Annotated in this window: 17 protein-coding genes and 1 pseudogene; 10 read left to right on the top strand and 8 right to left on the bottom strand. The window is 73.2% G+C overall.

The annotated features are described in order from the left end of the window. Positions 1-32 precede the first annotated feature (32 nt). Positions 33-155 (top strand): annotated as a pseudogene (locus ABZX96_RS34510) (IS110 family transposase); the annotation flags it as partial. A 50-nt stretch (positions 156-205) separates the two neighbouring features. Here the strand turns inward: ABZX96_RS34510 and ABZX96_RS34505 are convergent. After that, entirely contained in the window at positions 206-808 is a 603-nt protein-coding gene (locus tag ABZX96_RS34505) for a TetR/AcrR family transcriptional regulator (protein WP_355552335.1), read from the bottom strand. A 173-nt stretch (positions 809-981) separates the two neighbouring features. On the opposite strand from ABZX96_RS34505, the gene ABZX96_RS34500 reads away from it, so the two are divergent. Continuing rightward, complete coding sequence (locus ABZX96_RS34500; RefSeq protein WP_355552332.1) at positions 982-1,836, top strand: NAD(P)H-binding protein; 855 nt, start codon at positions 982-984, stop codon at positions 1,834-1,836. A gap of 123 nt (positions 1,837-1,959) precedes the next feature. Here ABZX96_RS34500 and ABZX96_RS34495 read toward each other — a convergent pair whose 3' ends face one another. Then, complete coding sequence (locus ABZX96_RS34495; protein ID WP_355552330.1) at positions 1,960-2,292, bottom strand: hypothetical protein; 333 nt, start codon at positions 2,290-2,292, stop codon at positions 1,960-1,962. A gap of 595 nt (positions 2,293-2,887) precedes the next feature. Here ABZX96_RS34495 and ABZX96_RS34490 point away from each other — a divergent pair. Next, positions 2,888-3,649, top strand: a complete 762-nt coding sequence (locus tag ABZX96_RS34490) for a MerR family transcriptional regulator (protein ID WP_355552327.1) — start codon at positions 2,888-2,890, stop codon at positions 3,647-3,649. Positions 3,650-3,864: 215 nt separating this feature from the next. Here ABZX96_RS34490 and ABZX96_RS34485 read toward each other — a convergent pair whose 3' ends face one another. Next, the gene (locus ABZX96_RS34485; protein ID WP_355552324.1) at positions 3,865-4,665 is read right to left on the bottom strand and encodes a phytanoyl-CoA dioxygenase family protein; all 801 of its coding nucleotides are present in this window, start codon (positions 4,663-4,665) and stop codon (positions 3,865-3,867) included. 271 nt (positions 4,666-4,936) lie between these two features. On the opposite strand from ABZX96_RS34485, the gene ABZX96_RS34480 reads away from it, so the two are divergent. Then, positions 4,937-5,743 carry a YhjD/YihY/BrkB family envelope integrity protein gene (locus ABZX96_RS34480; RefSeq protein WP_355552321.1) on the top strand — a complete coding sequence of 269 codons (807 nt, stop codon included), beginning with the start codon at positions 4,937-4,939 and terminating at the stop codon, positions 5,741-5,743. On the opposite strand, the gene ABZX96_RS34475 is transcribed toward ABZX96_RS34480, so the two are convergent. After that, the gene (locus tag ABZX96_RS34475; RefSeq protein WP_355552318.1) at positions 5,735-7,141 is read right to left on the bottom strand and encodes a DUF2252 domain-containing protein; all 1,407 of its coding nucleotides are present in this window, start codon (positions 7,139-7,141) and stop codon (positions 5,735-5,737) included. The genes ABZX96_RS34480 and ABZX96_RS34475 overlap by 9 nt on opposite strands. 180 nt (positions 7,142-7,321) lie before the next feature. On the opposite strand from ABZX96_RS34475, the gene ABZX96_RS34470 reads away from it, so the two are divergent. Beyond that, the gene (locus ABZX96_RS34470; RefSeq protein WP_355552315.1) at positions 7,322-8,737 is read left to right on the top strand and encodes a diacylglycerol kinase family protein; all 1,416 of its coding nucleotides are present in this window, start codon (positions 7,322-7,324) and stop codon (positions 8,735-8,737) included. A 4-nt stretch (positions 8,738-8,741) separates the two neighbouring features. On the opposite strand, the gene ABZX96_RS34465 is transcribed toward ABZX96_RS34470, so the two are convergent. Further along, positions 8,742-9,203, bottom strand: coding sequence for a hypothetical protein (locus ABZX96_RS34465; RefSeq protein ID WP_355552312.1), 462 nt, complete (start codon positions 9,201-9,203; stop codon positions 8,742-8,744). A 180-nt stretch (positions 9,204-9,383) separates the two neighbouring features. Here ABZX96_RS34465 and ABZX96_RS34460 point away from each other — a divergent pair, with 180 nt between their 5' ends. Together ABZX96_RS34460 and ABZX96_RS34455 are read left to right on the top strand one after the other, a co-directional pair. Beyond that, on the top strand, positions 9,384-9,677 hold the full coding sequence (locus ABZX96_RS34460) for a hypothetical protein (RefSeq protein ID WP_355552309.1): 294 nt from the start codon (positions 9,384-9,386) through the stop codon (positions 9,675-9,677). Positions 9,678-9,747: 70 nt separating this feature from the next. Then, positions 9,748-10,326 (top strand): LuxR C-terminal-related transcriptional regulator, encoded by a 579-nt coding sequence (locus ABZX96_RS34455; protein WP_355552306.1) that lies wholly within the window; start codon positions 9,748-9,750, stop codon positions 10,324-10,326. Here ABZX96_RS34455 and ABZX96_RS34450 read toward each other — a convergent pair. From ABZX96_RS34450 to ABZX96_RS34440, 3 genes are all read right to left on the bottom strand, one after another. Continuing rightward, a complete protein-coding gene (locus ABZX96_RS34450) occupies positions 10,316-12,640 on the bottom strand; it encodes a LuxR C-terminal-related transcriptional regulator (RefSeq protein ID WP_355552303.1) in 2,325 nt (774 codons plus the stop codon). The two genes, ABZX96_RS34455 and ABZX96_RS34450, sit on opposite strands and share 11 nt — an antisense overlap. 233 nt (positions 12,641-12,873) lie before the next feature. Beyond that, a complete protein-coding gene (locus tag ABZX96_RS34445) occupies positions 12,874-13,359 on the bottom strand; it encodes a DUF1269 domain-containing protein (protein ID WP_355552300.1) in 486 nt (161 codons plus the stop codon). Beyond that, entirely contained in the window at positions 13,359-13,913 is a 555-nt protein-coding gene (locus ABZX96_RS34440; RefSeq protein WP_355552297.1) for a DUF1269 domain-containing protein, read from the bottom strand. The genes ABZX96_RS34445 and ABZX96_RS34440 overlap by 1 nt, the downstream gene beginning before the upstream one ends. A 134-nt stretch (positions 13,914-14,047) precedes the next feature. On the opposite strand from ABZX96_RS34440, the gene ABZX96_RS34435 reads away from it, so the two are divergent. Genes ABZX96_RS34435 through ABZX96_RS34425 form a run of 3 tightly spaced genes read left to right on the top strand, consistent with a single transcriptional unit; the run spans position 14,048 to position 19,869 of the window. Further along, entirely contained in the window at positions 14,048-15,685 is a 1,638-nt protein-coding gene (locus ABZX96_RS34435) for a hypothetical protein (protein ID WP_355552294.1), read from the top strand. 18 nt (positions 15,686-15,703) lie between these two features. After that, entirely contained in the window at positions 15,704-18,388 is a 2,685-nt protein-coding gene (locus ABZX96_RS34430; RefSeq protein WP_355552291.1) for a glucosidase, read from the top strand. Beyond that, positions 18,385-19,869, top strand: coding sequence for an alpha-amylase (locus ABZX96_RS34425; RefSeq protein WP_355552289.1), 1,485 nt, complete (start codon positions 18,385-18,387; stop codon positions 19,867-19,869). Before ABZX96_RS34430 ends, ABZX96_RS34425 begins: the two co-directional genes overlap by 4 nt. Positions 19,870-19,980 lie beyond the last annotated feature (111 nt).

The raw sequence follows: 19,980 nt of genomic DNA, 5'->3' as shown, positions 1-19,980 counted from the left end.
CCGAAAATGATCTCGGCACGGACGCCACCGCCCTGATCGTCCCCGGCCTCGCCGGCTCGCTCCAAGCTCTCCTCGACCAGCGCGAACTCCTCGCCACGAGAATCGGGGAACGGCCGGAGGCCCACCCTCTTTCCGAGGTCCTGACGTCCGCACCGGAGCGAGACGAGCCCGCGGCACGACGCGCGCCACCAGGGCGAGGGCCCTGTCATCGTCCGCCGGAAGCGGAGGAGCGCCCTCGGATTCCGTCCAGGAGGTACAGCGTGCGGCGGTCGTAGTCGTCCCGGGGAGGCCGCTTGCCGTGCTTGAGGGCGAGGGCGTTGTCGACGACGAGGGCGTGGAGGTCGCCCGCCGTGAACTCCGGCCGCAGCGCGCCGGAGGCCCGCGCCGCCGCGATGAACTCCTCGTTGGCCTCGCTCCCGACCCGGCAGATCTCCATGAGCTGCCGCGAATCCGGATACGTCTGCAACAGGACGTCGTTGAAGGCGGGCTGGCGGTACTGGAGGTCGCGGATCGCGGTGAGGTAGTACGTGATCCGCTCGCCGACGTCCTCGATGGCCCGGGTGTGGTCGACGACGGCGAACAGCTCACTCGCCACGACCTCTTCGATGACGGCTTCGATGAGGCCGATCCGCCCGCCGAACCGGTTGAAGATCGTGGCCTTGCTCACCCCCGCCGCCTTGGCGACCTCCTCCAGCGGAACCGTCAGGCCCTGTCCCTGGAAGGCGCCGATCGCGGCGGAGCGGATCTGCTCGGAATTGCGCCGGGCGTCGGCACGCAGCCGGGATCCCGAAGGCGTCGCACCGGTCATGGGGCCCTCACCGTCTCTTCCTGTCACCCGCCGTCGCAACTTGACTCGCCAGGTCAGTTTACCTACGGTCGGAGACGCAAGAGAAACTGACCAGCATGGTCAACTTACGATTCCGCCCACCGTCACCGTCAAGACGGGCGCCGTGGGCGCTCAGGCTCAGGAAGGCCGAGAACATGATCGTTGTCACCGGCGCCACCGGCGGGCTGGGCGGCGCCACCGTCGAGCACCTCCTCAGGCGCGTGCCCGCCGACCGGATCGGCGTCAGCGTCCGCGACACCGCCAAGGCGCGGCACCTCGCCGACCGCGGCGTGCGCGTGCGGCAGGGGTCCTACGAGGACCCGGCCACGCTGCGTGACTCCTTCGCCGGTGCCGAGCAGGTCCTCCTGGTGTCCGGCAACGACCCGGCCGCCGACATGGTCGCCCTGCACCGCAACGCCATCGAAGCCGCGGTCGCGGCCGGCGCCCGGCGGATCCTCTACACGAGCCAGCACGGCGCCGCCCCCGGCAACCCGTACCGGCCGTCGGACATCCACCTCGCCACCGAGGCGATCCTCGGCGACTCCGGAGTCGCCTGGACCGCACTGCGCAACGGCGCCTACGGCCCGCTCGATCAGGTTCTCGGCCCGTGGCAGCGGACCGGCGTGATCGCCCAGCCGGCAGACGGCCCCGTGCCATACACCGACCGCGCCGACATAGCCGAGGCCACCGCGGCCGTCCTCGCCGGTGACCGCTCCTTCGACGGCCCCGTCACCCTCACCGCGCCGACCGCCGTCACCTTCGACGATTTCGCCAAGATCGCCTCCGACCTCACCGGTCACACCATCAAGCGCGTCGTCCTGGACGACGAGCAGTGGGTCGCCGACCAGATTACGAACGGTGTGCCCGAGCAGGTGGCCCGACTCATGCTCACCTGGTACCAGGCCGCCCGCGCGGGCCACTTCGCCGAAGCCGACCCTCTGCTGACCGAACTCCTGGGCCGCGCGCCCCGCACCGCCGCCGACCGGCTCGCGGCTGATATCGCCACCTGAAGCGGGGCTTCTTTCCGGTCGCCTGGTCGTTGATCTGAGTTTGCCCTTGGCTGATGCGCACCGGGCTCAGATCGAGCCATTGCTCCAGCGCCGAGCACCAAAGCGTGGCGGCCGATGGCGAGATCACCGACAGGTGATCTCGCCATCATCGCGTTCACGTTCCGAACCGGGATGCGATAAGGCTATTTGCTCAGAAAGCGCGGCAATGGGAAAGGCGTCTGCAACCGGCTTCGAACGTGGGGCATTGACGGCGCCTGGCCTGGTCCCGAAAAAGGTGACGAACTCGGCCAGGTCAAGGACGGTCGGCGTGGCGATGTCGTTCGCGTGGCTGTCGGCGTTGTATTCCGGGTAGCGTTGTATTCCGGGTGGATACGGAATTTTGTCACGGGGCGGGAAGCGTTGCCGTTGGCGGGAGTGGCCATCGAATCCGCCGTAGACGTTCCACGGCGTGGTCACACGGCCACGTGCGTCCACAGGCAGTAGGTCGCGGCAGTAACGACTGTAACGACGGTGGTCCCTGTTGATGACCGCGCCCCGGCAAAGGCCGCCGCCTTCCCCCCGTTCGGTTCTCACCTCGACCTGCCACGGGAATTCTCCGGTCTTTGGCCGCCGTGCCGCCGGTGATCGCCACGGCCGGAGGCGTGGTCGCCGCCCCCAGCTCAAAAGCCGTGGCCAGTTCCCCCTGCGCCTGAACCCACCGAGCACGTGCACTCCGAACAACGCCCGCGTTGCCCCCTCTTCTGGTCTCTGGGCACGAAAAACCTGGCGTCACCGAGTTCGAGGAGTCTCAACTGGCTCTGTTCGCAAGAACAGTCGGCACTTTCGTCACTGGTTCGGGAGGCACCGGACCGTCGGGGCCGGACGCGCATGTTCACGGGTTTCGGCAGCGCCGGGTTTGCCGGCGGGCCGGTCGTGATCGCCGTCCGTTCGGCCGCCGATCGGCGCGTAAGACGTTGGGAGCCGGGCTTGAAGTTGTCGTAGCGGAAGCCTCTACCGTCCTGGGCAGGGCCGGAGATTCCGGCCCGGTGGAGCGCGTGGGAGGGAGGCGGCGATGGCCTGGCCGATCGCGGAGGTGGCCCGGATGTCGGGGGTGACGGCCCGGACGCTGCGGCACTACGACGAGATCGGCCTGCTGCCGCCGGCCCGCATCGGGGCCAACGGCCACCGCTACTACGAGGAGCGCCAACTGCTGCGGTTGCAGCAGATCCTCGTGCTGCGGGCGCTGGGCCTGGGACTGCCGGAGATCGGCCGGGTCCTGGCCGCGCGGGTCGACGAGCTGGAGGCCCTGCGGGGCCATCACCGTCGGCTGCTCGCCGAGCGCGACCGGCTGGACGCCCTGGCCGGCACCGTCGCCCGCACGATCACCGAACTGGAGCAGTCCAGGAAGGACGGCACCGACATGATCACCATCAGCCGGCCGGAGAACCTGTTCGAGGGCGTCCGGCCCGCCCAGTGCATGCAGGTCCTGCACGGCTTCCCGGAGCTGGTCGGGGCCGTCGAGCGGCACTCCTCGGCGTTGAGCGGGGCCGGCATCGAGGCCGAGGAGCGCGAGCGCACGGCGCAGATGGTCCGGCTGGCCGAGCTGCTGGCCGCCGGAGTGCCCGCGGACGCCGACGCGGTGCAGATCGAGATCGACGCCCAGTACCGGACGCTGGCCCGGAGCCGGGCGGCCACCGCCGAGGAGTACCGCGCGATCGGGCGGTGCTGCGTGGAGAACGAGCACTGGCGCGCGGTGTACGAGGCGGTCGCGCCGGGCCTGGCCGCCTACCAGCGGGCCGCCATCGAGGCGTACGCCGCGACCCGGCTGAGCTGAGCCGGGCCCGGGCCGCCGCCACGGGGGTGCGGCGGCCCGGCCGCGTTGGGCCACCTGCCGGTTTCCAACTCGGCGGTGACGGCGTCCTGCCTGGTGGCGGCCCGGGAGCAGCGCGGGGCCGGGCGCCGCCACAGAAGAGGTCGGCTGGCCGGTCGCGGGACGTGCTTCCGGCCGGGCACCGGCTCCCCCGCCCCTTCCGGGCCTGGCGAATCCCCCTATCCGGCGCCGCCCCCGTCCGGGCCCGGCACGTCCCGTCCCAGGCCTCGGCGGATCGCGATCTCCACGGGTGAGTACGCGCCGTCGGCCCGCTCCAGTTCGTACGGTGCGGCCGGCAGCAGCGGGGGCTGGGCCAGGAAGCGCGGTCGTGTCCCGTGGTGCGGCTGCGCCGCGTGCACCAGGAACGGGTGGCACAGGAAGACGTCGCCAGGGGACCCGGTGGCGAGGGCGAGTGGCCGGTGGTCGGACGCCGCGACCAGTTCGGGCGCGAGGGTCAGACCGCTCGCCCCGTCCTCGCCGTACTTCTCCAGCACCTTCGGCACGTCGAGGTGGGAGCCGACGCGGATCCGGGTCGGGGCGTCCTCCTCACCGACCTCGCTGAACAGGAACAGCATCAGCAGCGCCCGGTCCCGGGAACGCAGATTGGTGAAGTACCAGCTCTCGCCCTCCGGCAGGTAGCTGCCCTCGATGTGCCAGCCCGCGTCGTCCGGCTCCTCCTGGTGCGGGAAGCGCAGCGGGAACGTGCCCAGGGAGTAGCGCGGTTCCCAGCGCCCCGCGCCGACGAGCAGGTCGTACGCGTGGTGCAGGGCCGGGGAGTTGGGCGCGGCGGCGAACGGGCCTTGCGCCATGCCCGGCACCCAGTGCACGGGCCGCGTCCACGTCGTGGGGTCGTCCGGGTCGCAGCCCGTCTCCCGCCACAGCAGCCGCGCGCAGTCCGCTGCCACGCGCGGCGCCACCGCGCCCTCCAGCTTCACGAAGCCGTCGCGCAGGAAGCGGGATATCAAAGTCGTGTCGTCCATGCGCCCATCGTGCGGCGGGGCCGGTCCCGGTCACCCGACATTTTCCGCACCGCCTTTGTCGGGGTTCACCGAGCCCTTTGCCGCTCCCTCCAAGGGAGCCTGCCGGGCGGCACCACGGCTCCCGGCGTGCCGTGAGGGGCGCGGTGTCCACCGTCGGACGCGGCCCCGTCACGGTTTCGCCGCCGTCCCTCCCCCGCGGCGGGCGACACGCGATGGGGGCGTGGCTGTGAGGCTGGCCGGGCCGGTTTCCCTGCCGTGAGGGGGCTGCACCATGGCGATCACCGGTCTCGGCCGGCCGCTGGCCGGCCGTATCGTCCGGCAGCTGGTGGACGTCAACGTGCTGGATCTGGCGACACGGTTGGCGGCGCAGGCGTTCCTGGCCGCGTTGCCGATGCTCATCGCCGTGTCGTCCTTCTGCCCGTACGCCGTCCGGCAGGAGCTGCTCAAGTCCCTTCGCGCCCTGTTCGGGGCGAGCGGTCCCGTCGTGGAGCAGGTGAGCGCGATCCGCGGGGAGCGGGACGTGGTGCTGGACAGCTGGGGGGCGGTCGGGGTGCTGGTCGCGCTGCTGTCCGCCACGGCGTTCTCGCGGGTTCTGCAGCGGCTGTGTGAACGTTCCTGGCACCTGCCGCATTCGGGGGTGCGGATCGTGGCCTGGCGCTGGGCGCTGTGGCTCGTGGTGTGGGTCGCCGCGCTGCTGTCCCAGGAAGTGCTGCGGCGCGCCTTCGGCGCGGGCCCCGCGCTGGGAGTGCCGCTTCAGCTGGTCGGCGCGGTGCTGATGTGGTGGTGGACGCAGCATCTGCTGCTCGCCGGGCGGGTGCCCTGGAGGCCGCTGCTGCCGGGGGCGGTGCTGACCGGGGTGGGGGCAGTGGTGTTCTCGTTGCTGTCCCGGCTGTGGATGCCGCGCGCGCTGTCGCGGAGCGTCGAGCGGTACGGGCCGCTCGGCTCGGTCTTCACGCTGCTGTCCTGGCTGATCCTCTTCTTCGCGACCGTCGTGGTCGGCATCGCCGTCGGGCAGGTGCTCGCGCACACCGGGCCCGTCCGGCGCCGGTTGCGCCTTCCGGATGCGGTCTCACGCTGACTTCGCCGTCACCCGGCCCTCGCGCACCGCGTCGGCCAGCGCCTGGTGGTCGCGCTCGTTCTGGTCGGCGTAGCTCTCCGCGAACCGGGCCAGCGCGCGGTCGAAGGCGTCCGAGCGCCCCAGATAGGCGGCGATGGCGATGCGGTCGCCGGACCGGGCGTGGGCGCGGGCCAGGGTCGCGCCGCACAGCCGGCCGAACAGGCGCATGATGCCGGGCGTCATGGTGTCCGCCTGGGGAATGGCCTTCCAGTCCCGCAGCTGGCGCAGGTAGAAGTCGCGCCGTCGGCCGTCCAGCCCCTCGACCCGTTCCCAGCCCAGGAACATGTCGCCGGCCGCCTGCATCAGCCGCTGCCCGGTGACGACCCGTTCGCCCTGGTTCGCGTAGCCGCTGGGGCCCGCGTACGGCGCGAGCACCGACTCCTGCGCCTCCTTGGCCTGGAGGAAGAGGGGGTCCGCGTCGTCCCGGCCGAGCAGCAGGAGGATCCAGCAGCGGGTTCCCGCGCTGCCGACGCCGACCACTTTGCGGGCCATGTCGACCACCCGGTACTGCGCGAGGAGCGCCCGCCGGTCGGCCTGGAGGGTTCGCGCGTAGCGGTCGACCAGCTCCCGCAGCCGTTCTTCCAGGCGCTCGCGTTCGGCGTCCGGCAGCAGGTCGCCGAGCGGCACGACGAGGGGCGGGTCGGGGGCGATCCGCAGCTCGCCCCCGGCGCTGTGGGCAAGGCGGTCCAGTGCCTGGAGGTGGTCGCGGGTACGGGCCTTGGTGAGCGTTCCGGACACCCGCCGCCGGCCCTCCTTGCCCAGCTTCCCGCTCAGCGTGCCGTACACCTCGTCCGCGTCGATCCGCGCGTACCACACGTCGAGGTTGCGCATCCCGGCGAAGCCGTCCATCGCCTCACGGTAGGAACGGACCGTCTCCTGGACCACGTGGGCCCGTTCCGGTTCGCCGAAGCCGTTGGCGCGGCCGGCGATGACCAGGCTGGCCGACAGCCGCTTCACGTCCCATTCCCAGGGCCCCGGCAGCGTCTCGTCGAAGTCGTTGACGTCGAACATCAGGTGCCGCTCGGGGGAGGCGAGCAGCCGGAAGTTCAGCAGGTGCGCGTCCCCGCACAGCTGGGCCCGCAGTCCGGTGGACGGCGTGGCGGCCAGGTCGCCCGCCATGATGGCGGCGGCCCCGCGGAAGAAGCGGAACGGCGATTCGAGCATCCGCCCGTATCGGATCGGCACGATCTCCGGAATCCTGCTCGCCGACTGCCGCTCGATCACGTCGATGGGGTCGGTCCGCCCTTCCCGCGCGACGTCGAAGTCCGCGTGGCGGGAACGCGGTACGCGGGTGCGGGCGGCCCTGCCGAGGGCCGCCCGTTCCTGGGGGGTGAGGTGGGTGTGCTGCGCGTCGGACATGGCGGGCTCCCTTCTCGCCGCTCTCGCGGTACGACTTTCGGCCCGGCCGCGGGGCGCGCCGTCACCCCGCCGGTGTGAGGGGCGCCTCGGTGGATCCGCTCGGTGCCGGTGTCCCCGCCCGGTCCGGGGTCGCCTCCGCCGGGTGATGCCCGTCCGGGCGGGCCGGTGCACGGTGACGGCATGGAACCGATCTCGCGGAGGCAGCGATGGCTGGCGCGCGCGTCTCTCGCGGCGGCCACCGCGGCGGTTGTGGTCCTGGCCGTGTTCGCCGGGATACGGACCCTCGGCCTGGTGGGAGTCGGGCTCGCCGGGGTGGCGGTCACCGCCGCCGCGGTCTGGTGGGCCCTGAGCCGGCGGGGCGTCGTGCGGGTGCTCGCCCTCCTCCTGGCGCTGGCCGCCCCGGCGTGGGTGCTCGTGGCGTACACCAGCGCCCATCTGGCCTGGGTCGCCGCCGTGTCGGCGGGGCTCTGGCTGGTGGCCGCCGGGGCGGGCCGGGCCGCTCTCGTACGGCGGGACGAGCCGGCCGCGATGCCCGAGCGTCCGGCGCCGGAGATCCGCCACCCCGTCCTGATCATGAATCCGCGCTCGGGCGGCGGCAAGGTGGGCCGGTTCGCGCTGCGCGAGAAGGCCGAGGCGCTGGGTGCCGAGGTGCTGCTCCTGGAAGGGCCGGGCGAGACCGACGTGGCCGAGCTGGCCCGCAAGGCCGCGGCCGGGGGTGCCGACCTGCTCGGCGTCGCGGGCGGGGACGGCACACAGGCCCTGGTCGCCGACGTGTCCGCCGCGCTCGGTCTCCCGTTCCTGGTGATCCCGGCCGGTACCCGCAACCACTTCGCCCTGGACCTCGGGCTGGACCGCGAGGACCCGTCGAAGGCCCTGGACGCGCTGCGCGACGGCGTGGAACTCCGCGTCGACCTCGGCCGGGCCGCCGGCCGGCCCTTCGTCAACAACGTGTCGTTCGGCGCCTACGCCGAGGTCGTGCAGAGCCCCGCGTACCGCGACGGCAAGACCCGCACCACCCTGGAGCTGCTGCCCGACCTGCTCATGGGCCACCAGGGCGGGCGGCTCACCGCCCGTGCCGGGGACCACACCCTCTCCGGGCCGCAGGCCCTGCTGGTGAGCAACAACCCCTACGGCACGGGCGACATCGCGGGGCTGGGGCGCCGGGCGCGCCTGGACGGCGGCCTGCTCGGCTGCGTCGGGGTGAAGGTCGGCAGCGCCGCGCACGCCGCGGGACTGGTGCGGGGGCGGCGGGCCGCCGGGCTGACGCGGGTGACGGCCGGGCACGTCGTCGTCGAGGCCGACCGGGAGCGGATACCGGTCGGCGTGGACGGCGAGGCGCTGTCGCTGCGGGTGCCGGTGCGCTGCGAGATACGGCCGCTGGCCCTGCGGGTGCTCGTGCCCCGGCAGCGGCCGGGTGTGCGCCCGGCCCGGCCGCCGCTGGACTGGCGGATGGTCGTCCGGCTGGGGCTGTACGGGCGTGCCGCCCGCGCGCCGCGTACCGGTCGTACCGGCGGTGGGGCCCGACCGGCGGACGACCGGACCGGCGGACGGCCTGACGACCGGACCGACCGACGACATGACCGACCGACGGCCTGACGGCCTACAGCGGCGCGTTGTAGGCCTTGTGGGCCTCCCGGTGGCCGTAGGTGGCCAGGGACCAGATCACCAGGACGTCGAGCGCGATGATGATCGCCGACCACACCGGGTAGTACGGGGTGAAGAAGAAGTTCTCCAGCGCACTGGCCACCGCGACCCCGATGCCCACGGCGCGCGCCCAGGTGCGGCCGTTGAAGAGCTGGAACGCCGCCGCGACGATGACGACGCCGGAGAGCATCTGGAGCCACCCCCATCCGTTGATGCTGAAGTCGTACGGGTAGTTCTCCTGCGAGCGGTAGAAGTTGTGGTCGATGATCGCGGCGAGTCCCGCGATCACGTGGTAGGCCCCGATGACGCCCATGATGCACACGGCGAACACGACCCCGCCGAGCGTGACCGGGCGAATGCGCGGCTCGGGTGCCGCCGCGCCCTCCTGGCTCTGTCCTGCCGAAACCTGCTCGGCCATGCCTGCACCTCCTCCTCGGTGGGCCGGAGCATCCCCCACCCGGCCGCGCGCCCGGTTCACCCGCGGAGGATGAGACCCGGCGGATACCGGTGCGCCGTCACCCCCTCAAGGTGAGGCCACGCCGCGCCGTCCGGCGAGAATGGGCCGGGATGCCAGGCCGCCCGCAGCGGAGGTGACGCCATGGGCGCACAGGTGGGTGCGGGGCCCGAGCGAGCGGGAACGCCGTCCTCCGGCGGCGATTTCGAGATCCGGGTCCGGGGCAGGATCGGCGCTGCCCTCACGTCGGCTTTCGCCGAGCTGACGGTCCGGCTGCGCCCGGCCGAGACGGTCCTGTACGGCGCCGGTCTCGACCAGGCCGCGCTGTACGGCGTCCTCGACCGCATCCAGGCGCTGGGGCTGGAGCTGCTGGAGGTCCGCCGGCTGCCCGGACCGGGCGGCCCCGGCGGACGGAATCCTTGCCCCGAAGGGCTGTGAGGCACCTTCCGGTGCCGGCCCGTCCCGCGCGACGCTGAGCGGGTACCGCCTGCCGCCGGGAGGTGAGGACATGCCCGCCGCACTCCGCACCGCGCGACGAGGCCGGGTCCGGGCCGGGCCGGGGAACGCCGGCCGGGTGGGCGACCTGTGCGGACGGCTACGGGAACTGGGCGGCGACACCCGGACGGCGGAGACGGCCGTGACGACCTGTCTGGTGTGGATCGCCGATGTCCTCGTGGACATCGCGGAAGGCGTGGGTGACGCGCGGATCGCGGACGCGCTGGTGGACGAGGCGGCGGCCGTGCTGGCGTCCGCGCCCGCCCCTCCGGCAAGCCGCGCCGTACCGCACCGGGCGGCCCCCGCGCCCCGGCCGAGCCGTGCCGTGCCGCCCCCGGCCGCCGTCCCGAGGCCCGTGCCCCGGCACAGCCGTGCCGCACCGCCGCCGCGGGCGGCCGAGCCGTTGACGCGGCGCGAACTGGCCGTGCTCCGGGCGCTGCGGAGGGAGGTTCCGCTGCGGTGGATCGCCGACGACCTCTTCGTGTCGCACAACACCGTCAAGAGCCATGCCCGCGCGGTGTACCGCAAACTCGGTGCCCACTCCCGCGCCGAGGCGCTGTGCCGGGCCCGGGAGCGGGGGCTCATCCCGTAGGCCGCCGGCGCTCGCCCTCGTCGGCGAGCAGCTCCAGCTCGCGGGCCCGGCGGACGGCGGCCGACCGCCGGGTCACGGCGAGCTTGCGGTAGACGCTCTTCAGGTGCGTCTTGACCGTGTTGACCGACAGGTACAGGTCCGCGGCGATCTCCTCGGTCGTCATCATCTGCGCGAGGCAGGCGAGCACCTCGCGTTCCCGCGCGCTGAGCCGCTCGACCGGGGCCGGGGGCGCTAGGGGCGGCTCGGGGCGTGCCAGGGCGCGGGTGCGCGGGCCGCCGGAGCCGTCGAGCACGGCGGCGCACACCGGCTCCAGCGCCCGGAGCAGCCCCGCGGGCAGCCGGCAGCCGGCCACGACGTCACCGATCCGGCCGGCCGGCGGCCCGTTCCGCTCCGCCGCCTTGACGAGTTCCCCCGCCAGGAAGCAGAGCTCCGCGACGAGCGGATCGGGCAGGACGCGCAGTGCGGTACGGGCGTGCGCCAGCTCGCGGCGGGTCTGCGCGAGCTCCCCGCGGGCGAGGCCGGTCCAGGCACGGACGGCGTGCAGCGAGGACCGCGAGCCGTCCGCCGCGGTCCACGGCGGCAGGGGTGGCCGGACGGCTTGGGCGGCGAGTTCGCCGGCGGCGCGGAAGTTCCCGCGCACCACCTCCAGCAGGGCCAGTTCGACGAGGCAGTCGCGGCGCAGCACGCCGTTTCCCGCGGCGCTCGCGGCCTTGAGCCCCGCGGTGAGGGAGGCCCCGGCGGCCTGGAGGCCGCCGTCCCGCAGTTCGCCGTGGCCGCGGGCCGCCAGGGTGAGTGCCGGGATCTCCGGGTGCGCCGTCAGCGCCGCCCGGGGCAGCCGTGAGCCAAGGAGCTCCGCCTCGGCCGCCGCGGACCGGGCGGCCTCCGGTTCCCGGGACCGCTGCCGGGCCACGCGGATCACGGCGTGGGTCAGGCGGCAGCGGGTGACACGGTCCTCCTGCTCCGCCGGCAGCGCCGCGACGAGCCGCCCGGCCCGGTCCGAGGCGAGGGCGCAGGCCGCGTCGTCGCCGCGGGCCAGGGCCGCGGCGGCGGCGACGAGCACGGGCTCGGGTTCGGACTCGGGCTCGTCCGTCTCCGGAGCCCGGGACAGCTCCCGGATCAGGTCGCCCGGCAGGCAGGTCCCGGTCAGGCCGAGGATCTGGCCGACCGCCAGCCGGTGGACGATCAGCCGGCCGGCGCGCCGGCGGTCGCCGGCCGCGAGCCAGTGCCGTACGGCGTCGGCGAGCAGCCCGTGCTCGCCCAGCCAGGCGGCGGCCCGGTGGTGCAGCTGGGGGACCAGCCCCGGCGCCTCGTGGCGCAGGCACGTCCGCAGCACGTCGGCGAACATGCGGTGACAGCGGTACCAGCCGTGTCCCTCGGGCTGGAGGAAGGAGTTCTCCCGCACGAGCGCGGGGAAATGGCCTCCGGCCTCCTCGCCCGCGAGTTCGGTGGCCAGTTCGGCGTTCATGTGCTTCAGGACGCTCGTGGTCAGCAGCAGCCGTCGCATCCCCGGCGGCTGCGCGTCGAGGACCTCCTCCATCAGGTAGCTGACGACCGCTTCGTCGTCACCGGCGAACTGCGCCACGAACTTCTCCGGACAGGGCTGCTTCTCCATGGACATGGCCGCGAGGCGCAGCCCCGCGGCCCACCCGTCCGCGCGCTTCCTGAGGGCGCTCACCACCTGTTTCGACACGTCGATGCCGTGCTGGGCGAGCAGCGCGGCCGTCTCCCGGTCGTCGAAGGCGAGGTCGCCGGTGCGCAGTTCGGCGAGTTCGCCGGAGAGCCGGAAGCGGTGCAGGTGCAGCGGCGGGTCCCGGCGCGCGAGCACCACCAGGCGCAGCACGGGGGCCGCGTGCCGCAGCAGACCGATCACCGCGTCGGCGGTCGGCGAGCCGGGCTCGGTCTGGAAGTCGTCCAGGACCAGGACGACCGGGCTCCGCCGGGCGGTCAGCGCGGCACTCAGGCCGGTCACGAGCAGCGGGCCACCGGACGCCGCGTCGAACGGCGGCACGTCCACACCGGCCGCGCCCAGCGCGCCGGCCACCCTCGGCCAGAAGGCGCAGGGCTGCTCGTCGCGGCCGTCGCAGGTCACCCAGGCCACCGGGCCCGGGGCCCGGCCGGTGTGCGCCCACTCCACGGCCAGGGCCGACTTCCCCGCGCCGACCGGGCCGACGACCACGGTCAGTGGCCCCAGGGTGCCTTGGGCGAGCCGGTCCGTCAGCCGGGGCCTGGGGACGAGCCACCTCGGCAGTGCGGGCACCGTGCTTCCGGGCAGGGGCGAGAGCCCGTCGCGCCGCTCCCTCGCGCCTGTGTCCATGGGCGGCACCTCGCTCTCGGAGCGGGGGTGTGCGGCTCAGACGAGTGTGGGACGGGCGCGGTGACGCGGGCCACGCGGCGGGCTCGGTTTCACCCGGGTGAAGTTCCGGCCGGGTGAAGTTCCTCCCGGGTGGGGGCCTCACCCGGGTGGGGGCTCCTGCCAAACAAGGCTCCCCCGGATGGGGCTCTTCCCGGGTGGGCTCCACTTGGATGAGGCTCCCCCCGGGAAGGCGATCACTTCTCCTGGAGGGCCTCGATCAGTTCCTCCTCACGGTCCTTCGTCAGCGAGGTGCGGATCACGCTGGGGTGGAAGGGGCGCACCGCGTCCCGCACCCGGTCCGGGGTGGAGTGGCGGACCAGGGCGAACACCGCGGCGCGGCCCGGTTCGAGGGTGCCCGCGATCTCCTTGACGAAGGCGTCGTTGATGCCGACGTCGGTGAGCTTGCCGGCGATCGCGCCGGTGGCCGCGCCCACCGCCGCGCCGAACACCGGCATCAGGAACAGCATCCCGAACAGCGTGCCCCACAGGGCGCCGCCGGTCGCGCCGGTCGCCGTGGGGTTGTAGGACTGGCGGACGTGGATCTTGCCGTCCATGGTCCGCCAGGCCAGTGCCGCGTCCTCCAGATCGAGCAGTTCCTGGCGGGACAGGTCCTGGGCGACCCTCAGCACCGCGTCGGCCTTGTCCCTGTCCGCGAATCCGAGTACGACGAGATCTGCCATCAGGGCCTCCTGGCGGAACGGCCGGTCCCCCGGCCGTGCGTGGATGAGGGACCGGCCGGCTCGCCCAGCCGGTCCGCCGCGGCCGAGAGTTCCCCGGCCACGGGTTCGAGCGCCTCCTGGGTGAGGAACCCCTCCGCGACGGGCACCCCGCCCGCGTCGCGGATCGCGTTCTTCAGGTGGGTCGCCCAGACGTGTTCGAGCAGGATGAAGGCGGTCGCGCCGCCCGGTTCCATCTCCTCGGCCATCTCCCTGACCTCGTCGAGGGACAGCCCGAAGGCGCCGCCGGCGTCCGGCGCGAAGGCGGCCGGCTCCTCCGCCCGCAGCCGCTCCTCGGAGATGCCAAGCAGCGCGGCGACGGTCTGGCCCATGCTCTCCGCCTGGTAGTCGAGGGTGAACAGCTGCCCGCCCGGCTCCTTGCGCACGAAGAGCATGTCGAGAACGCGGACCTGGCCGTTCGCCTCCAGGTTTCCCAGCTCGTCGATGATCCGGCCCTCGAACTTCGCGTCGGGACCGAACGCGACCGTCAGCAGCTGTACCGGTCCGATCCTGGTCATGGATGACTCCCTCCGTGCCCCGTCCTGCGGGGCCGCCTCCATCCAGCCGGGACCGGCCGCCCGCCGCGTCACCCACCACAGGTGAGGGCCGGGTGGCGGGCCTTGGCGACGGTGGGCGGTGGAGGTGCGACGCCATGGCGCACGAGGGAACAGCGGACGACGGCAGGGCGGTCGGCGGCACGGCTCCCGACGGCACAGCGACCGGCGGCTCCACGGCGGCCGGCAAAACGGTCACCGGCGGCTCCACGGACGGCGGCACGACGGCCGAGGGCACGGTTGGCGGCAGCTCCACGGACGGCGGCCCGGCGGCCAAGGGCACGGCCACCGGTGGGACGGCCACCGGCGGCCCGGCAGCCACCGGCCCGGCTCCCGACGGCTCACCCACCACCGGCTCCACCGACGGCAGTGAACTGGCACGCCTGCGGACGGAGGTGCGGGAACTGCGGGCCCGTGCCGACATGCGGGAACGGCGGCAGACCCGGTTGCTGACCGTCCGCCGCATCGTCGCCGCCGTGGTGATCGCGCTGGTGGCCGTCCTCACGGTGACCTCGGTCGTCGGCGTGTGGGGCGCGCGGACCGCGCTGGACTCGGACCGCTGGGTCGCCACGGTGGGTCGGCTGCCCGAGGACCCGGCCGTGAACGCGGCCGTCTCCACCTATCTCGCGAACGACATCTTCGACCGGCTGGACGTCGAGCGGCGGCTGTCCGACGCCCTGCCGCCGCGGGCGTCCTTCGTCGCCGAGCCGGTCACCAAGACCGTGAAGAACTTCGTGCACGACTCGATCGCCAAGCTGCTCGACTCGGAGCGGTTCCAAAGCCTGTGGGCCTCCGTCAACCGCCTCGCGCACACCCGGATCACCGCGGTGCTGGAGCGGCGCGGCGAGGGGGTGCGGGTGCGGGGCGACACGGTCACCCTGAACATGCTCCCCTTGGTGAACAACCTCCTCAACGCCCTGGAGGACCGGCTCCCCACCCTGTTCGGCAAGCGGCTGGACCTGCCCACCCTCTCGTCCGGCGAGATCCCGGCCGGTCTGCACGACCGGATCGAGAAGGCGCTCGGCGTGTCGCTGCCCGACGACTTCGCGCAGATCACGCTCTACAACCGGCACAAACTGGCGCAGTTGCAGGACGCGGTGCTGGTGTTCAAGCGCGCGCTGGTGGGCTTGGTGATCGCCGTACCGGTGCTGCTCGGCCTCGCCCTGTGGGTCTCGCCGAACCGCCGGCGCTCCCTGCTCCAGCTGGGCCTGTGGCTGGTGCTCTCCGTCGCCGCGCTCTACGCCGTGCTGCGGGCCGTGCGGGGTCAGCTCCTGGCCCAGGTGGCGCCCGGGGTCTACCGGGACGGAGTGGAGTCCGCGCTGACGACGGTGTTCGCGACGCTGCGCGAACGCGGGGGCCAGTTGCTGTGGATCGGCATCGGCATCGCCCTGGTGGCGTACCTGGTGGGGCCCGGCCGACTGCCCCGCGGCCTGCGCCGCCACACCGCACGAGGCGGCCGGGCCACGGGACGGCTCGTCGCCCGCGCCGCGCGGCGGGTCGGCTCGGGGAAGGGCCTGCGGGCGTGGATACGCCGGCACGCCGACGTACTCCGGGTCGCCGGCGTGATCGTCGCGGTCCTCGTGGCACTGGCGCTGTCGTCGTGGGCGAGCCTCTTGGTGGTCGCCGCCGTCCTGGCGGTGTACGAGGCCGCGGTCACGCTGGCGCTGCGCGACGGCGCCTCACCCGGGCCAGGTGAGGCGGCTCCGGGCCCGGACGCACAGCCTGACGCAAGGTGAGCCCGCAGGGAGGCAGGCATGAACACACGGACGGACGCGGAACGGACCGGCCCGGCCGACGACGACCGGCGGCGGCTGTGGGGGCCCTACCTGAGCGAGCGCCAGTGGGGCACGGTCCGCGAGGACTACAGCGCGGGCGGCGACGCCTGGTCGTACTTCCCGCACGATCACGCCCGCTCCCGGGCCTACCGGTGGGGCGAGGACGGGCTCGGCGGCATCTGCGACGACAAGCAGCGCCTCTGCTTCGCCCTCGCGCTGTGGAACGGGCGCGATCCCATCCTCAAGGAACGTGCCTTCGGCCTGACCAACGGCGAGGGCAACCACGGCGAGGACGTGAAGGAGTACTACTTCTACCTCGACAGCACGCCCAGCCACTCCTACCTGCGGTACCTGTACAAGTACCCGCAGGCCGAGTTCCCCTACTACGACCTCGTGGCCGTCAACCAGGCCCGCAGCCGTCAGGAGTTCGAGTACGAGCTGCTGGACACCGGCGTCTTCGACGACGACCGGTACTTCGACGTCACCGCCGAATACGCCAAGGCCGCGGACGACGACGTCCTGATCCGGATCACCGTCGCCAACCGCGGCCCCGACGAGGCGACCGCGCACGTGCTGCCCACCCTGTGGTTCCGCAACACCTGGTCCTGGCAGGAGGGTGCCGCCAAGCCGAGGCTGGCCGCGGCCGAGGGGCCGTCCGGGACGGCGACCGTCCGGGCCGCCCACCCCGGGCTGGGCGGCTACGACCTGCGCTGCGCCGACGAGGTCCCGCTGCTGTTCACCGAGAACGAGACCAACACCGAGCGGCTGTTCGGCACGCCCAACCGCACGCCGTACGTCAAGGACGGCATCGGCCGCGCGGTGATCGACGGGGAGAAGGAGGCCGTCAACCCGTCCGGGGAGGGCACGAAGGCGGCGGCGCACTACGTCCTGACCGTCCCCGCCGGCGGCGAGGAGGTCCTGCGGCTGCGGCTCGCTCCCACCGGTTCGCCGCTGTCCCTGGGCCAGGACTTCGACGCCGTGTTCCAGGAGCGGATCGCCGAGGCCGACGCCTTCTACCGCGAGCTGACCCCGCGCGGGGCGGGCGAGGACGAGGCCCGGGTGCTGCGACAGTCGCTGGCCGGGATGCTGTGGTCGAAGCAGTACTACGGCTTCGACCTGGAGACCTGGCTGGCCGAGCACGGTCTGGACCCCTGGAGCATGCCGCGGCCGGGCGTCCGCAACCGCGAGTGGTTCCACATAGTCGGCGACGACGTCATCTCCATGCCCGACAAGTGGGAGTACCCCTGGTTCGCCGCGTGGGACCTGGCCTTCCACACCGTGGCCCTGTCGGTCGTGGACGGCCCGTTCGCCAAGCAGCAGCTCGAACTGCTGCTCCAGGACACCTACCTGCACCCCAACGGGCAGGTCCCGGCGTACGAGTGGAACTTCAGCGACGTCAACCCGCCGGTGCACGCCTGGGCCACGTACTTCGTCCACCTGATCGACAAGCAACGCACGGGGCAGGCCGACCTCGCGTTCCTGGAGCGCGCCTTCCACAAGCTCCTGACCAACTTCACCTGGTGGGTCAACCGCAAGGACCCCGAGGGCCGCAACCTCTTCCAGGGCGGCTTCCTGGGCCTGGACAACATCGGCGTCTTCGACCGCAGCGCGCCGCTGCCCACCGGAGGCCGGCTCGAACAGGCCGACGGCACGGCCTGGATGGCCCTGTACTGCCAGTCCATGCTGCAGATCGCGCTGGAACTCGTCGAGCACCACCCCTCCTACGAGGAACTGGTGCTGAAGTTCGCCGAGCACTACCTGTGGATCGCCGGCTCCATGGACCGCGTCGGCGACCTGGGGGACGGGCTGTGGGACGAGGAGGACGGGTTCTACTACGACGTGCTGCGCCTGCCCGACGGCCAGGCCGTGCGGCTCAAGGTCCGCTCGATGGTGGGCCTGCTGCCGCTGTGCGCCTCGACCGTCTTCCGCCCGCGGCAACTGGAGCGGATACCGGGCCTGGGCGAGCGCCTGAGCCGGTTCGCGGACCGCCACCCCTCGCTGTCCGTCACGCTGGCGACGGCGCGGTCCGGCGAGACCGGCGGGGCACGGCTGCTGTCCGTCATGGACGAGAAGAAGCTGCTGCGGGTGCTCGGCCACCTCCTGTCCGAGGACGAGTTCCTGAGCCCGTACGGCATCAGGTCCCTCTCCCGCCACCACGCCGAGCACCCGTACACCTTCTGGGTCAACGGGGACGAGTACCGGGTGTCCTACCTGCCCGCCGAATCCGACACCGGAATGTTCGGCGGCAACTCCAACTGGCGCGGCCCGGTGTGGTTCCCGATGAACACCCTGGTCATCCGCGGGCTGCTCAACCTGTACGGCTTCTACGGCGACGGGCTCACCGTCGAGTGCCCGACCGGCTCGGGGAACCGGATGACCCTGTACCAGGTCGCCGAGGAGATCTCCGCCCGGCTCGTGCGCCTCTTCCTGCGCGACGAGGACGGGCGGCGCCCCATCTACGGCGGGCAGGAGAAGTTCCGCGACGACCCGCACTGGCGCGACCTGCTCCTCTTCCACGAGTACTTCCACGGCGACAACGGCGCCGGGATCGGCGCGGCCCACCAGACCGGCTGGACCGGACTGGTCGCCGCCCTGATGAGGATCTTCGGCACACTCACGCCCGGCGACTTCCTGGCGGAGCCGGGCCGGAAGGAGAGGCCATGACCGAGTTGCCCGCGCAGCCCGTCGTGCACGAGGTCAACACCCGTGTGTGGCTGCGCGAGATCCAGCGGCGCACCGGACACCCGACGGGGCTCGGCGACGTGCCCAAGGACGCGTGGGACGAGATCACCCCGCACGGCACCGACGCCGTCTGGTTCATGGGGGTGTGGGAGCGCAGCCCGCGAGGCCGCGGGATCGCCCTCGCGGACCGGTCGCTGCGTGCCGCGTTCGACCGGGCCGTACCCGGCATCCGGGAGGAGGAGATCGCCGGATCGCCGTACTGCATCCGGCGCTACGAGGTCGACGCGACGCTCGGCGGCGCCGAGGGGCTGGCCGCCGCACGGGCCGAACTCGACAGCCGGGGCGTCGGGCTGCTGCTCGACTACGTCCCCAACCACGTCGCCCCGGACAGCCCCTGGGTGTCCGGGCACCCCGAGTACTTCGTGCGCGGCACCGCCGCCGACGCGCGAAGCGACCCGGCCGGCTACCTCGACACCGGTACCGCCGTCCTCGCCCGCGGTCGCGACCCCTTCTTCCCGCCCTGGCCGGACGTGGTGCAGCTGAACGCCTTCGCGCCCGCCCTGCGCCGGGCGACCGCGGAGGTGCTGACCGGCATCGGGCAGGCCTGCGACGGGGTGCGCTGCGACATGGCGATGCTGCTGATGAACGACATCTTCGCCCGGACCTGGGGGCAGCGCGCCGGAACCCCGCCGTCCGAGGACTTCTGGCCCACGGTCATCGGCGCCGTACGGGAACGCCACCCCGGCATGGTCTTCGTCGCCGAGGCGTACTGGGACCTCGAATGGGAGCTCCAGCAGCAGGGCTTCGACTTCTGCTACGACAAGCGCCTCTACGACCGGATCCTGCACGAGGGGCCCGAGTCGGTGCGGCAGCACCTGACGGCGGACGAGGCCTACCAGCGCAAGCTCGTACGGTTCCTGGAGAACCACGACGAGCCGCGGGCCGCGGAGACGCTTCACCCGGCCAAGGAGCGCGCGGCGGCGGTCCTGATTGCCACGCTGCCCGGGGCGACGCTGTGGCACGAGGGCCAGTTCACCGGACGCCGTACCCATCTGCCCGTCTTCCTGGACCGGCGTCCGGACGAGCCGCAGGACACCGAACTCCGCTCGTTCCACCAGCGGTTGCTGTCCGGCGTGCACCGGAGCGGCATGCGGACCGGGCGGTGGCGGCTCCTGGAGTGCGCGGGCTGGCCGGACAACGACTCGGCCCGCAACGTGCTGGCCTCGTCCTGGGAAGGCCCCGCCGGGCACTTCCTGACGGCGGTCAACCTCTCGGCCCACCCGGCCCAGGGCCGCGTCCGGCTGCCGTGGCCGGAACCGGGCCCGGAGGAGTACCAGTTGACCGACGTGCTGAGCGGCGCCCGGTACCGGCGGACCGGTGACGAGCTGTCGGGTCCGGGACTCTTCGTGGACCTGGACGCCTGGGGGACGCACGTCCTGGCGATCACGCCGGATCCTTCCTGAATCCGCGGGCCGCTTCGGCGGTGGCCCGGGCGTCGGCCCCTTCGGCGGTGGCCTGTGCCGCGACCGGCGAGCGTCACCGGTCGCGGCACCGGTCGTCCGCCTTCGTGCCGG

The sequence above is a fragment of the Streptomyces sp. NPDC003077 genome, assembly GCF_040611095.1.
Classification (GTDB): Bacteria; Actinomycetota; Actinomycetes; order Streptomycetales; family Streptomycetaceae; genus Streptomyces.
This window is presented reverse-complemented; position numbering and strand designations above follow the sequence as displayed.